This is a genomic window from Mesorhizobium sp. M0276, assembly GCF_040321755.1.
In the GTDB taxonomy this organism is placed as follows: Bacteria; Pseudomonadota; Alphaproteobacteria; order Rhizobiales; family Rhizobiaceae; genus Mesorhizobium.
Genome location: NZ_JAMYSC010000061.1, coordinates 1 through 12,122 on the forward strand (window position 1 = coordinate 1; position 12,122 = coordinate 12,122).

The following is a 12,122-nucleotide window of genomic DNA, read 5'->3' on the forward strand; positions in this document are numbered from 1 at the left end:
CGGCAACCTCGGTCTGCTGAGCGGCGAACGAACGAGCCCGCAAGCGTCGTCCGATCAGTGCCTTGTACCTTCCGATGGCGGTCTCTATCAGAGCCCGCTTACCATAGCCGGTAGCAGCCTGCCATCTCAGCCGACCGTCGCTTGCGATTGCGATAATGTGCTTGTCCCGTTGACCAGGCGGTCCGGTATCACCGCTTTCCACGATAGAGCGGGATGAATTTAGGTTGGGCATAGCCTCAGACAAACGCGCCTCGATCTTGTCGAGCGCCTTGCTGCGCGAATTCTCCCGACCGCCGGCCAGGACTCTCGCAAGCGGTCCTGCCCGCTCATCGGTGTGTGCGTAAACCTGCGCCGTCTGGTCCGTCCTGCGCATAGCCGCCAAAGGGGCGGAGGCGTCTCATGCTCATGGTCATCACGCGCCGGCGCCCTTTTAAGTTCGTCTGCGATCTGGCCGCAGAGACATTGGAATCGCCGATACGTTCGGCGGCGAGCGGATGCGTCTCAGGCTCCGATGCCTTTTCCCGCCATCCTCTGGAACAGGTCGTCTGCCTGTGCGGGTGAAAGGTTCACGTCGGTGGCGACCCACCAGGCGAGGAGGCGCGACGCGTCGATCGATCGTGTTCCGCTCGCCCGCACGTTCGATTTTCATGGCCATGGCCCCCTGCGGTGCCCGGTTTCGGACATTCGGCGGCCGCGTGGAAGGCGGATGCCGGCCCCGACGCTCCCCGCACACGGGTCCAGCGCCGGCAAGAGGCCAGGGTCAACAGGCTTACGGCCCGCCACCCTAACCTCAGTTGGAGTATGCCAGTTCCGGAGATCGGCGAAGGTGACTAGCTCGTTCCGTTTTCGCGCTCTTGGGAAGCGGCCGTCGATGGGATAGTCCCGACTGCGACGAGTCTCCATTTTTATCTGAACCTTCGCAGCACATTTTTGGCGGTGACGGGGCGGCAGGCTGCTATTCAATGACGCGCCATTCCTGGACTACCCAAGCGACCGGCCTCATGCTACTTTAGTGGTCTCTAAAGGACAGGCGATGCGCGGCTTGCTGGCAACAGTCGTTCTGGCGTTGACGGTCGCCACGGCGGCCGCAGCCGATCCTTTGTTCGATGCCGTTGCAGCGGGAGACGCGGCGGCCGTGGAGCGGGCCCTGGCCGGCGGCGCCGCAGTCGACAGCCGCGCCCGCGACCAGGCAACCCCTCTCATCGACGCCGCGCTCGGCGGTCAGCGTCAAATCGCCGAGCTGCTGATCGGCAAGGGCGCCAACGTCATGGCGCGCAACTCCGGCGGCTTCACGCCGCTCCACGCTGCGGCCTATTCCGGCAGCCTGCCGGTCGTGAAGCTCCTGCTCGAACATGGCGCTGTGCTCGACGATGCGGCCAACAAGGCGGGCGCCACGCCGATGATGGTGGCCGGCGAGGAGGACCATGGCGACGTGGTCGAGTTCCTGATCTCGCGCGGCGCCGACATCGGCCATGCCGAGGTACACGGCTATACTCCGATCACCCGCGCCTTCGGGAAACGCCATGCCGACATCGTCAAGCTCTACAAGCGCCATGGCGCGACCTGCCAGTCCGCGGCCGCCATGAAGGACACGGAAGAGAACTACAAGCGCTGCATGGACATTCACGATTGATGGAGAACCGCAATGCACACAATCGACATACCCAAATCCCTGAGAAATTTGGTTCTGGCCGGCGGTGTCGCCTTCACGGTGATGGGCGCGGCGCCGGCGCATGCCGACGGCACGGTGAACACCGGCTACTTCGGCGGCGTGGCCATCATGGGCTATGATCCCGTCTCTTATTTCACCGATGGCAAGGCGGTCAAAGGCTCGGAGAAGATTTCTTACGATTGGCTCGGTACGCCTTGGCACTTCGCCAACGACGAGCATCGCAAAATGTTCATGAGCGAGCCCGTCAAATACGCTCCGCAATATGGCGGCTATTGCGTGGGCGAGGTTTCGTTGGATTCGGTCACTGTCAACGTTGATCCCGAGGCGTTCAAGATCATCGACGGCAAGCTCTATCTGGCCTACGACAAGCCGGACATGGAGTTCATCGCGGCCCATGCCGACGACGTGCTGCCAAAGGCGGAAGCCGCTTGGCCGACCATCAAGACGCGGCTGGAGCGGGACCAGATCAACTGACCCTTCCGATCGGGCCTCAGCCGGCCGGCGAGAAGTGGAAGACCACGCGCGCGTTCACGAAGGTGAACGCGGGTTCGCCCTCGCGCCTGAACACCGGGCCGCAATCCGGGCGGCCGAACGCGTTTTCGCTCTGCTCGCAAAGCAGATCCTGTTTCACGAACACGGTTTCGGTGATGAACTGGGCGGTTGAGCGGAAGGCCGCCTGGCCGTCCTTGCCGATCTGCATGATCGCCGGCCGCGAACCAGGCTCCGCGAGACCTTTCAGCAGGTGGCCGATGACCAGAGCGGCGATCTCCTCGCCCTTCAGCCGATCGCGCTCGCTGCCCTTGAAGCCGTATGGCCATTCCGGCAGCCCCGCCTGCCGCAATGCGCTGATGAAGGTCTCCAGGTCCTGCGGATTGCGGAAATGCCATCCCATCCTGATCCCGGCGATGGAGTCGTCGTTGGGCAAATAGCTCAGGCCATGGCTCACCGCCGCCTGCGCTTCGGGGAGGCGGCCGGCCTGCGCATAGGCGGCACCGAGCGATATCAGGATGTTGCCGACACCTGGCGCATCATCGCGGGCGCGTTCCAGCGCCGCGATTGCGCGTTTGCTGTCGCCGTTGAAGAAGAAGACGATGCCGGCGATCCGGCGGTTGATTGGCGACAGATCGGGGTCAAGTCGCAAGGCTGTCTCGATCGCCGCGGCGGCTTCCGGAAACCTGCCGTCGAACAGGTAGACGTAGCCGAGCGCGACCTGCGCTTCGATGTCGCCCGGTCCAAGCGCTACGGCCCGCTTGGCCGATGCGATCGCCTCGTCGAAACGCTCGTCCACAGTCTGGAGGATGGCGAGCATCGCGTAGGGCAGCGACAAATCCGGATTGAGTTGCAGCGCACGCCCGGCGCTCTCATAGGCGCGCTTGCGCGCCGGGGCGGACTGCAGCACATCGTCGTAGGCGCTGCGCCAGATGTAGACGGCGGTGCGTGCATCGGCGGCGAATGCCGCGGCGAACGAAGGATCGAGCGAAACCGCCTTGGCATAGAACTCCAGCGCCTCCCGCATGCCCTGTGGGCGGCCCGTGAACGCGGCGTGCTCACCGCGCAGATAGTAGTCGTAGGCCTCGAGGTTGGCGGTGGGCGGTCGCTCCATTCTCTTCGCTTCCGTCGCCGAGGGCTCGACGTCGAGCGCAGCAACGATCTCCTTTCGCATCTCGTCCTGCACGGCGAGTACGTCGGTCGCGCGCCGGTCGAAGCGCTCGGCCCATACATGATCGCCGTTTGCCGTGTCGATTAGCTGCGCGTTTATGCGTATCAGCTCGCCGGTCGGCCTGACGCTGCCCTCGACGAGGAACTCGACGCCGAGCTGGCGCCTGATGTCGGCGAAATCGGGCGGCTTGCCCTTGTAGGCGGCGACCGAGTTGCCGGCGATGACGTCGAGACCGGAGAGTTTCGCCAGGTCGGTGATCAGATCCTCTGTGAGGCCCTCGGCGAAATAGTCCTGGCCCGGATCGCCGCTCAGATTGGCGAACGGCAGCACGGCGACGGACGGGCGTTGCGGCGTTCGCGGCCATTGCCAGGCAATCACCGCGCCGGCGAGCGCGACGGCGACCAGCATCGCCGCGCCCGCGGCCAGGATCGCCGGCCCGGGCCGCGGGCGCGCGCCGCTCACCACCTTGCCGGCCTGGGCTGGATCCAGCAGCACGCGATAGACGCGCACGGGATCGGCGATGTTCTTCAGCCGCTGCTCGCCGAGATTAGCGAAGCCGACGTTTGCTTTGTGCACGGCGTGGTCGAAGGCGGTGCCGGAAATGCAGATGCCGCCCGGCTCCGCTTGTGCCTCCAGCCGCGCGGCGATGTTGACGCCGTCGCCGTAGATGTCGTCGCCCTCGACGATGATGTCGCCGAGATTGACGCCGATGCGGAAGCGGATGCGCCGCTCCTCCGGCAGGTCGCTGTCGCGCTCGACCATCTTGCGCTGGATGTCGGCGGCGCACTGCACCGCATCGACCACGCTGCCGAACTCGACCAACGCACCGTCGCCCATGAGCTTGATCATGCGCCCGTGATGTCCGGCGATGGAGGGATCGACGAGCTGGCGCCGGCAGGCCTTCAGACGATCCAGCGTGCCGACCTCGTCGGCGCCCATGAGCCGGCTGTAGCCGACGACGTCGGCGGCAAGTATGGCGGTCAGCCGCCGCTCCATGTGTGTGCCTGTGCTCCATTGCCGGCGCGTGATGGCCGCCCGACGCACTCTACTACGGCGATAATCGTAACGCACCCGGCCCGAGCGCGGCTGGCTACGTCGGACTGAAGGTGCTCCGCATTGACCCGGGGTGTCGGTGACCGGTCCGGTCGGACCGACCGGACCGGCGGCGATTGCTGGCACTGCAGCTCAAAGGCCCTTCCGATAGCGCGGCGACAGTTCGCCCCCCGACCGCCGCCGAAGACAGCGTGGCGGGCTTGGCGTTCATGGTCGAGCGGCCCGCGATCCGCAAGTGCCGGCGAGCAGATGACATCGCTCAGAGCCAGCCCAGCAAGGGATGCCTCCACCACGTCTTCGGGCTCCATGACCGGGACGTTCGGCCGCAAAACCGGCTGGCCGTCGATGTCGTGGAACTCTGTGCGAACAACCGCCGGGCAGAGCGCCTGAACCTTGACGCTAGTGCCGATGAGTTCGCCGGACAAGGTCTCCGTGAATGAATTCACGAACGCCTTTGTGGCTGCGTACACGGCCCGCTTGGGCAGTAACGGCTGAGAGGCGAAACCACCCCGAACAGGGCGGCTGAGCCCAACGCTAGCGCCACGCCGGGCCAGAGGTGCGAATGAGAGTGCGACTCAACTATGCTGCAAGTCTAGCACATCAGACGGCAGGATGACCCTCACGCGGCCCCTTTCCAGCCTAGCAAGCGCATGGCGTTGGCTGTCACCAGCACAGTCGCACCCGTGTCGGCCAGGATCGCGGGCCACAGGCCGGTGATGCCGGCTATGGTGGTCACCAGGAACACCGCCTTCAGCCCCAGCGCCATGGTGATGTTCTGCTTGATGTTGGCCATGGTCGCCAGCGACAGCCTTATCATCGCAGCAACGTCTCCGACCCGACCGTGCAGCACCGCTGCGTCGGCGGTTTCCAGGGCAACATCAGTGCCACCGCCCATGGCAATGCCGATATCGGCGGCCGCCAGCGCCGGCGCATCGTTGATACCGTCGCCGACCTTGGCGACGATCAACCCCTTCCCCTTGAGTTCACCGACGATGCGCTGCTTGTCTTCCGGCAGCAATTCAGCACGCACATCGATGCCGAGCTGCTTGCCAATGGCGTTTGCCGTGCGCTGGTTGTCGCCGGTCAGCATCACCGTTCTGATGCCGGCGTCGGTCAGTGCCTTGAGGCCGGCCAGTGCGTCCGTCCGCGGCTCGTCGCGCACAGCGACATAGCCAGCCAGCACATCGTTGACGAGCAGCACCGACACCGACTTGCCCTGGTCATTGAGTTCGGCGATGCGGGCCGCCTGGTCGGCCGGCAGCGCGACCTTTTCGCCTCCAGCGATCGGCGAGCCCAGGAATACGTTCTTGCCGCCGACACGGCCGACGACGCCCTTGCCGCCAAGCGCCTTGGCTTCCGCCGCCGGCGGCACCGGCACACGATCAGCCTTGGCCTTTCGCAGAATGGCCAGGGCCAGTGGATGACTCGATCCGGTTTCGAGCGCAGCGGCCAGCGACAGCACCTCCTTTTCGCTGATCCCGATGGCCACGACATCCGTCACCACGGGCTTGCCTTCGGTCAGCGTTCCGGTCTTGTCCAATGCCACGGCGGTGACCTTGCCGAGGCCTTCCAGCACCGCGCCGCCTTTCATCAAAAGACCGCGCCTGGCGCCGGCCGAGAGCGATGCCGCGATGGCTGCCGGCACCGATATGACCAAAGCGCAGGGACAGCCGATGAGCAGCAGCGCCAGGCCCTTGTAGATCCATTCGTTCCAATCGCCGCCGAAGGCCAGCGGTGGGACCACTGCGACCAGCGCCCCGACGGCGACAACGCCGGGCGTGTACCAGCGCGAGAAGCGGTCGATGAAGCGCTCGGTCGGAGCCTTGCTCTCCTGCGCCTCCTCGACCAGCTTGATGATGCGGGCAATGGTGTTGTCGGATGCCGCCGACGTCACCGTGATGCCCAATACGCCATCGCCATTGATGGTGCCGGCGAACACGTCCGCGTCGACGCCCTTGCGCGCCGGCACGCTTTCCCCCGACACCGGCGATTCATCGATGGCGCTTTCGCCCTTGATGATCTTGCCATCGGCTGAAATGCGATCGCCCGGTCGCACCAGAATGATGGCACCGACCCTGAGGGTATCGGCCGGAACTTCGCGCGTGGCGCCATTCTCCTCCAGCAGGGCTGTCTTGGGCACCAGCGTGGTCAGCGCCTGGATGCTGGAGCGCGCCTTGCCGGCGGCCACCCCTTCCAGCAACTCGCCCACGAGGAACAGGACGACCACGGTTGCGGCCTCCTCGCCGGCCCCGATTATGACGGCGCCGACCGCCGCTATGGTCATCAGCATTTCGATGGTGAAGGGAATGCCGGCGAGCGCGGCCATCACGGCTCGCCGTGCAATCGGCACCAGTCCGATCAGCATGGCGGCAACGAAAACCCAGACGCCGGTAGCCGGCCAGAAATAGTGAATCGCGAACGCTGCGGCCAATGCGGCGCCGCTGGCGATGGTCAGCCGACCCTTGGCGCTGTTCCACCACGGCCCCGAGGTCGGCGTGTGGTCGTGGCCATGCAGGCCCTCCATGTCATCGTCATGGTCATCCTTGGCTGTGCCGGCGTGGTCGTGGTCACCATGATCGTGGCCGGCGTGGTCAAGACCGTCCTTGGCGCCATGGCCGGCCGGCTTGGCATTCTGTCCGGCTTCGCTTTTGAGCTGAGCCACGGAATAGCCGAGGCCGGTCACCTTCTTTTCGATCGCCGCGAGATCGCTTTCCGGAGTGTGCCTGACGGTCATGGTGCCGGCCGTGACCGAGACGTTCACGTCCTCGACGCCATGCATGCGCCGTACGGCGCTGTCGATTTTCGTCGCACAGCCCGCACAATCCATGCCTTCCACGCGATAACGGGTTTGTGCGGCGGTTGCAGCCATCGTCTCACTCCTTGAACCATTTCAGCGCCACGCTACATTCTCTAGCGACTAGAGGAGCAAGTGAAAAATGATGAGCGGCGTCCCGATTGGCGAAGCGGCACGACAGAGCGGCGTAAAAGTACCGACCATCCGTTACTATGAGCAGATCGGCCTGCTGCCCGCGCCGAACCGCAGCGAAGGCAACCGCCGGCACTATGAGACGAGCGATTTGCGCCGGCTAGCCTTTATCCGCCATGCCCGAGAGCTGGGGTTCGAGATCGAAGCCATCCGCACCCTGCTGACGTTGCAGGACAATCCCAGCCAGCCCTGCGCCTACGCCGATGCCATTGCGCAGGCGCGTCTGGCCGACGTGGTTCAGCGGATACGCAGCCTCACGGCATTGAAGGCCGAACTGGAGCTCATGGTCGAAGGCTGCCGGCACGGAAAGGTCGGCGAATGCCGCGTCATCGAGGTGCTGACGGATCACAGCCAATGCGAACACGCCCGACACTGACTGGTCTCTGGCCCCGATCTCGAACCGCCAACTATCCATAGGCCGGCCTTTCCGCCACGATCCAAGTCATGAGGCGCGGCTGCAGCGGCGAGGTGACGGTCTTGACCACGGCAAAGCCGCTGAGCTGAAGTGCGGCTTGCACTTCAGCAATTGTCCGGAATCTGTAGATCGATGCCGGAAAGGAGTCGACGGCATTTGCATCCTCATGCGGGCGAAAGCCGAGCACAAAGCGTCCCGTGGGGCGAAGCAGGCGTAGCACTTCCCTAAAATGCTGCTCCAGACTCGCCCAGAAATAGATCGTATGGACGCTGTAGGCCTTGTCGAAGCTCTCATCGCCAAATGGCAGACTTGCGGTGTCCGCAAGTCTGAGATCCATACGACCTTCCTCGATGGATCGGTGATTGCGATCTCTTGCAATCTTGACCATCACCTCCGAGAAATCGGCGCCGGCGAGATGCCCGTTGCGAACTATTTGAGCCGCACGATAGAGGGTGGCGCCGTGGCCGAAGCCGATCTCGAAAAGATCGTCATCGGCGCGCAGCTCAAGCAACTCAAGCGCCCGATCGTTTTCCACTCTCGTCTCCATCGCCATGACGCGCGCCACGATGTGGCCGAGCAGGCCAGTGGGACGTCTTCCCTGGCGGGCGATAAAGTCAGGCTTCATAGTGCGGCTCCCATCAACTGAGCGGACTGATCCTCAGTGCGGGGGCATAACTGGGCGCGTGTCGGGCGTTGTCTCGCCGAACTCTAACAAAATAGCGCCGATTCCGGAATCGGCGCTGTTTTTCCGGGCCTATTGCTGAGGCGTCGCTTCGGAGGTCTGGGCCAGGAGAAAAGACGCCCGATACTCGGAGGGCGTCTTGCCGGTCGCTTCCTTGAAGGCCCGATTGAACGGACCAACAGAGCCGTAGCCAAGGTCCATGGCGATCGTGAGGATCGGAAGGCGGCCAGGCTCCTTGGCCGCCAGCAGTTCGCTGGCCTCACGAATCCGGTAGCTATTCAGGAACGCGTTGAAATTTTCGAAATCCCAGCTCGCCGTTGATCATGCGTCGCAGGCCCTGCTCCTTTGCCTGAAGGTGGTCGGCAAGCCCGCCGATGGTGAGCCCGGTTGTCTGAAACCGCCCGCGTTCATAAACTCATCCAGGGATTTCAGCAGATTTTGATCCAGGGGCGCGCGAACCTCCAAGGGAGGCTTGCGTCCTGGTGCTGCAATGGCAAACACTCTGTCCGAGAACCGCAGCATCCAAAAGGATGCGACCAGCACGAACCCGACGACAACAGCCACATTGATCAGCGCGAGTCCCTCGGTAGCCATTCGGCCATTGAACTGTATCTCTGAGGCGACAACGACGATCATGTAGCTTCCGCAAGCCGCGACAAACACCTCGCGAAAGCGTCGACGCGGTTCAACCAGGTCGATCCTGCGCCCCCGATAGGCTGCGACCAATGACCAAACGATGATGCCGAGCGCGGCGAATTGCTGAGCAATCAGGGACGCGCTTGCCGTGTCGACGCCCCAATTCCAAGGCCCGTAGATCAGCTCCGCCAAGCGCCAGAATCCGACCATCTCCACTAAGGCGAGCAAAGCGCCGTGCTCTGGTCTTAGGCGGAACCGGTCGTCGAAGATCGACTGCGACAGGAGCAGGAAAAGGACCGGATTCCCGAAGCAGCCGAAATAGATCAGAATCCCCAGAGGCCCGAGATTCCCGTGGACTGCAATGACTGGGCAGATCAAATACGAGGCGACCCCGAAGCAGAATAAGGCAACGAGGTATCCGACGAGGCTGAAGCGGAGGTCACGAACGGCCAGACAAGCGATGATGGCCAGTTGCGCAACGCCAATGAACCGAAGGATGAGTGTAATCGTATCCATGAGAGCCACTGGATATCAGGCCAACCCGCCCTCGGTCGACTATCTGCCGGAACCTGCCGGCTTTTTGAGCACGACAAACCAGTTGCCGTTGAGCATGCCTTCGTCGCAGAGCTCGAAGCCGGCACTCTCCGCCATTCGCCGCCAGGCGCCTTTGCCCGAAAAAAGCAGCGCGAGCACACTGACGATCGCGAACATCGTCCATCCAGGCACCCAGACGACGAGAAGGAAACGTCCACCCGGTTTCAGGACCCGCAAGATCTCACGCAGCCCCTGTTCCTTTTGCGGGCCGAGGTGATCGATCGCATGGGCGCTGACGGCGGCGTCGAAACGGCCTTCCGGAAAGGGCAGTGCAGTCAGATCGCCGAATTCGATGTCAACGCGCGCGGTCAGCCCGGCGAGCCGCAGATTCTGTTCGAGCAACGCCCGGCCGCCGCCTTCGATATAGTTCGAATCGAAGCGATCGAGCGCGACGATCCGTTCGCTTCGAAGTGCTCGGCCGAGCGCGATCGTGGTTCGGCCGGCGCCGCATCCTGCATCCAGGACCACACCTGTGTCGCTCGACAGAAGGTCGACCATTGGCAGGGCGGCATGTTCGTAGCGTCCGACGGTGCGGGCAATGAGGCCTCCGGCGAAGCAGTTCGCCGCAAGCAGCGTCAGCATCATGGCGATCGGCCAATAGGCCGGTGTCGCGACCTGAACGGCGACCGCGATTGCGACCAGGATCAGCGCTGCGATCCATGGCCCGAGCGACCAGGCCGGCGCCCAGCCGAAATCGAAATCCTTGGTGTCCTGCCGGCGTGTCCGGCCGGGCAGGCCCCTGGCGAGCCTGTTCCCGGCCATGACATAGAGCGACGCCAGCAGTACCAGGGCACCAACCAGATGAAAGCCGCCAAAGAGCAGGATTGTCCCGGAGACGCCTGGCAGCGATGGGACATAAATCAGCAAAATCAGCCCAGCCGCCACGCCGATGAGGCCGACGAGCCACAGATGGCTGTTGCTGTGGCCGTGCGTGCTTGGTGTTTCTCTCGCTGCCATGACTGGCCTCCTTGATTTCTGGACAGGACGGCAGTTATCGGACACTGTGACTGATAACATGAATATGAACTTGTGGCGCGAGATGTCCGGTAACGGACGAAACAGGGCCAATGGCCGGGGAAGGGCGCACGCATGAAAGAAGACCGCCGTATACAGCGCTCACGCGTTTCGCTGCACCAGGCGTTGGTCGCGCTGGTGCTTGAAAAGGGCTACGAGGCGGTGACGATCAAGGACATCGTCGAGCGTGCGAACGTCGGCCGCTCGACCTTTTATGCCCACTATGACAGCAAGGAGGATCTGCTCACCAGTGGTCTGGCTGAACTGCGCGCTCTGCTGACGGCGCGCCAGCAAGCAGCGCTCGCCGAGAACGGAGACCTTGGCCAACGCTGCCTCGGCTTCAGCCTGGCGCTCTTCGAACATGCGCAGAGTTTCCGCGACATCTATCGTGTGCTGGTCGGAGAGCGCGGGTCGGCCATCGTCATGAACCGAATGCGAGCGCTGCTCTCCGACCTGGTGAGCCAGGACCTTGCAGCCATTGCACCCGGCACCCGTGACGGACAGATCCCTCGAAGCGCGCTGATCCAGTTCGTGGTTGGCGCCTTGATGTCGGTCCTGGCCTGGTGGATGGATCGCAAATCAAGACTGTCGCCTGCGGAAGTCGACACGATATTCAGGCGCTTGACGATCCCCGCGATCATGGCCGCGTTCGACGGCTCGATATCGGGGAAATGACGCCGAATGGCGGTAGGGTCGGGATCCCGATATGATCGAAATTGTTATCCTCAGTTCTGGTAGGAGAACTTTCCCTTGGCCATCGCGAGATGATGCGGCTGATGATGCGAGCCTGCGACGAGCAGCCCGATGAAGCCGAGACCGCGAATGTGTTGTAATTCCTTGGTATCGGTCGACGTGACCGTCAGAAGGACGCCGTTGGGCAGCGGTTCCGTCTTGGCGGACCAGTTGTTCAACTGCTCGAGTTCGCTTGCTTGCGCCGGGATCATTCGCTGGATTGCGCTGCGCGTGGAACTGTCGCCGGTAATGGCGATTTGCAGGCCGCCGTCGATCGACTTCGCTGCCGCATCTGCCTTTAGCGTCACCTCGTTCATGTCGATCAAGTGCTGGCGCAACCCCTCAAGATCCACTTTCGACCAATCCGTATCGGGATCGGCTTCGAGCATGCGCACGATCTCCTGAATCGCGCCGAATGCATCCTGGCCGGGCATCGTTGGAGCGGAGATGCTCACTTGCCCCGCCTCTTGACCGTGCATCTGCATCATGCCCGGTATATCGTGACCTGACATTTGATCAGGCTTCACGGTTGGTTGCTGCGAGAACGCGACGGAAGCCGAGCAGCCAAAGGCAATGGCAGACAGGACAGCCTTGCTAGCGAACCCAGTTTTGCGATTTGGCGAAGTCATCGGCGCCTCTCCTGATATGGATCATTGGTTGTGACCCTATTCAGGAAGG

11 protein-coding genes and 2 pseudogenes are annotated in these 12,122 nt (G+C 63.3%); 4 read left to right on the forward strand and 9 right to left on the reverse strand.

Annotated features, from left to right (window positions below):
• A pseudogene (locus NKJ01_RS30555) lies at positions 1-172 on the reverse strand (IS5/IS1182 family transposase); the annotation flags it as partial.
• Between the two features lie 861 nt (positions 173-1,033).
• Here NKJ01_RS30555 and NKJ01_RS30560 point away from each other — a divergent pair.
• Positions 1,034-1,633 carry an ankyrin repeat domain-containing protein gene (locus NKJ01_RS30560; protein WP_352733858.1) on the forward strand — a complete coding sequence of 200 codons (600 nt, stop codon included), beginning with the start codon at positions 1,034-1,036 and terminating at the stop codon, positions 1,631-1,633.
• 12 nt (positions 1,634-1,645) lie between these two features.
• Positions 1,646-2,146 carry a YHS domain-containing (seleno)protein gene (locus tag NKJ01_RS30565; RefSeq protein ID WP_502905929.1) on the forward strand — a complete coding sequence of 167 codons (501 nt, stop codon included), beginning with the start codon at positions 1,646-1,648 and terminating at the stop codon, positions 2,144-2,146.
• A 16-nt stretch (positions 2,147-2,162) separates the two neighbouring features.
• Here the strand turns inward: NKJ01_RS30565 and NKJ01_RS30570 are convergent, their stop codons facing one another.
• The 3 genes from NKJ01_RS30570 to NKJ01_RS30580 all read right to left on the reverse strand — a co-directional run bounded on the left by NKJ01_RS30570 (position 2,163) and on the right by NKJ01_RS30580 (position 7,254).
• The gene (locus tag NKJ01_RS30570; RefSeq protein WP_352733860.1) at positions 2,163-4,328 is read right to left on the reverse strand and encodes a tetratricopeptide repeat protein; all 2,166 of its coding nucleotides are present in this window, start codon (positions 4,326-4,328) and stop codon (positions 2,163-2,165) included.
• Positions 4,313-4,855 (reverse strand): SDR family NAD(P)-dependent oxidoreductase, encoded by a 543-nt coding sequence (locus tag NKJ01_RS30575; protein WP_352733862.1) that lies wholly within the window; start codon positions 4,853-4,855, stop codon positions 4,313-4,315. Before NKJ01_RS30575 ends, NKJ01_RS30570 begins: the two co-directional genes overlap by 16 nt.
• Before the next feature lie 149 nt (positions 4,856-5,004).
• Complete coding sequence (locus NKJ01_RS30580; RefSeq protein WP_352733864.1) at positions 5,005-7,254, reverse strand: heavy metal translocating P-type ATPase; 2,250 nt, start codon at positions 7,252-7,254, stop codon at positions 5,005-5,007.
• 70 nt (positions 7,255-7,324) lie between these two features.
• On the opposite strand from NKJ01_RS30580, the gene NKJ01_RS30585 reads away from it, so the two are divergent.
• Positions 7,325-7,747, forward strand: a complete 423-nt coding sequence (locus tag NKJ01_RS30585; protein WP_352733916.1) for a MerR family transcriptional regulator — start codon at positions 7,325-7,327, stop codon at positions 7,745-7,747.
• A 31-nt stretch (positions 7,748-7,778) separates the two neighbouring features.
• Here the strand turns inward: NKJ01_RS30585 and NKJ01_RS30590 are convergent, their stop codons facing one another.
• From NKJ01_RS30590 to NKJ01_RS30605, 4 genes and pseudogenes are all read right to left on the reverse strand, one after another.
• Positions 7,779-8,411 carry a class I SAM-dependent methyltransferase gene (locus NKJ01_RS30590; RefSeq protein ID WP_352733865.1) on the reverse strand — a complete coding sequence of 211 codons (633 nt, stop codon included), beginning with the start codon at positions 8,409-8,411 and terminating at the stop codon, positions 7,779-7,781.
• Between the two features lie 129 nt (positions 8,412-8,540).
• Positions 8,541-8,753 (reverse strand): annotated as a pseudogene (locus NKJ01_RS30595) (helix-turn-helix domain-containing protein); the annotation flags it as partial.
• A 36-nt stretch (positions 8,754-8,789) separates the two neighbouring features.
• Positions 8,790-9,620 carry a hypothetical protein gene (locus NKJ01_RS30600; protein WP_352733867.1) on the reverse strand — a complete coding sequence of 277 codons (831 nt, stop codon included), beginning with the start codon at positions 9,618-9,620 and terminating at the stop codon, positions 8,790-8,792.
• Positions 9,621-9,659: 39 nt separating this feature from the next.
• Entirely contained in the window at positions 9,660-10,655 is a 996-nt protein-coding gene (locus NKJ01_RS30605; protein ID WP_352733869.1) for a class I SAM-dependent methyltransferase, read from the reverse strand.
• 132 nt (positions 10,656-10,787) lie between these two features.
• Between NKJ01_RS30605 and NKJ01_RS30610 the strand changes: the two genes are divergently transcribed.
• Complete coding sequence (locus NKJ01_RS30610; protein ID WP_352733871.1) at positions 10,788-11,387, forward strand: TetR/AcrR family transcriptional regulator; 600 nt, start codon at positions 10,788-10,790, stop codon at positions 11,385-11,387.
• A gap of 50 nt (positions 11,388-11,437) precedes the next feature.
• On the opposite strand, the gene NKJ01_RS30615 is transcribed toward NKJ01_RS30610, so the two are convergent.
• Positions 11,438-12,073: a DUF445 domain-containing protein gene (locus NKJ01_RS30615; protein WP_352733873.1), complete on the reverse strand. Its 636-nt coding sequence runs from the start codon at positions 12,071-12,073 to the stop codon at positions 11,438-11,440.
• Positions 12,074-12,122: the final 49 nt, after the last annotated feature.

Bases quoted from the DNA above. Each gene is read 5' to 3' on its own strand.
- NKJ01_RS30570 (WP_352733860.1), bottom strand. From the start codon at position 4,328: ATGGAGCGGCGGCTGACCGCCATACTTGCCGCCGACGTCGTCGGCTAC.
- NKJ01_RS30585 (WP_352733916.1), top strand. From the start codon at position 7,325: ATGAGCGGCGTCCCGATTGGCGAAGCGGCACGACAGAGCGGCGTAAAA.
- NKJ01_RS30560 (WP_352733858.1), top strand. From the start codon at position 1,034: ATGCGCGGCTTGCTGGCAACAGTCGTTCTGGCGTTGACGGTCGCCACG.
- NKJ01_RS30610 (WP_352733871.1), top strand. From the start codon at position 10,788: ATGAAAGAAGACCGCCGTATACAGCGCTCACGCGTTTCGCTGCACCAG.
- NKJ01_RS30580 (WP_352733864.1), bottom strand. From the start codon at position 7,254: ATGGCTGCAACCGCCGCACAAACCCGTTATCGCGTGGAAGGCATGGAT.
- NKJ01_RS30615 (WP_352733873.1), bottom strand. From the start codon at position 12,073: ATGACTTCGCCAAATCGCAAAACTGGGTTCGCTAGCAAGGCTGTCCTG.
- NKJ01_RS30605 (WP_352733869.1), bottom strand. From the start codon at position 10,655: ATGGCAGCGAGAGAAACACCAAGCACGCACGGCCACAGCAACAGCCAT.
- NKJ01_RS30600 (WP_352733867.1), bottom strand. From the start codon at position 9,620: ATGGATACGATTACACTCATCCTTCGGTTCATTGGCGTTGCGCAACTG.
- NKJ01_RS30590 (WP_352733865.1), bottom strand. From the start codon at position 8,411: ATGAAGCCTGACTTTATCGCCCGCCAGGGAAGACGTCCCACTGGCCTG.
- NKJ01_RS30565 (WP_502905929.1), top strand. From the start codon at position 1,646: ATGCACACAATCGACATACCCAAATCCCTGAGAAATTTGGTTCTGGCC.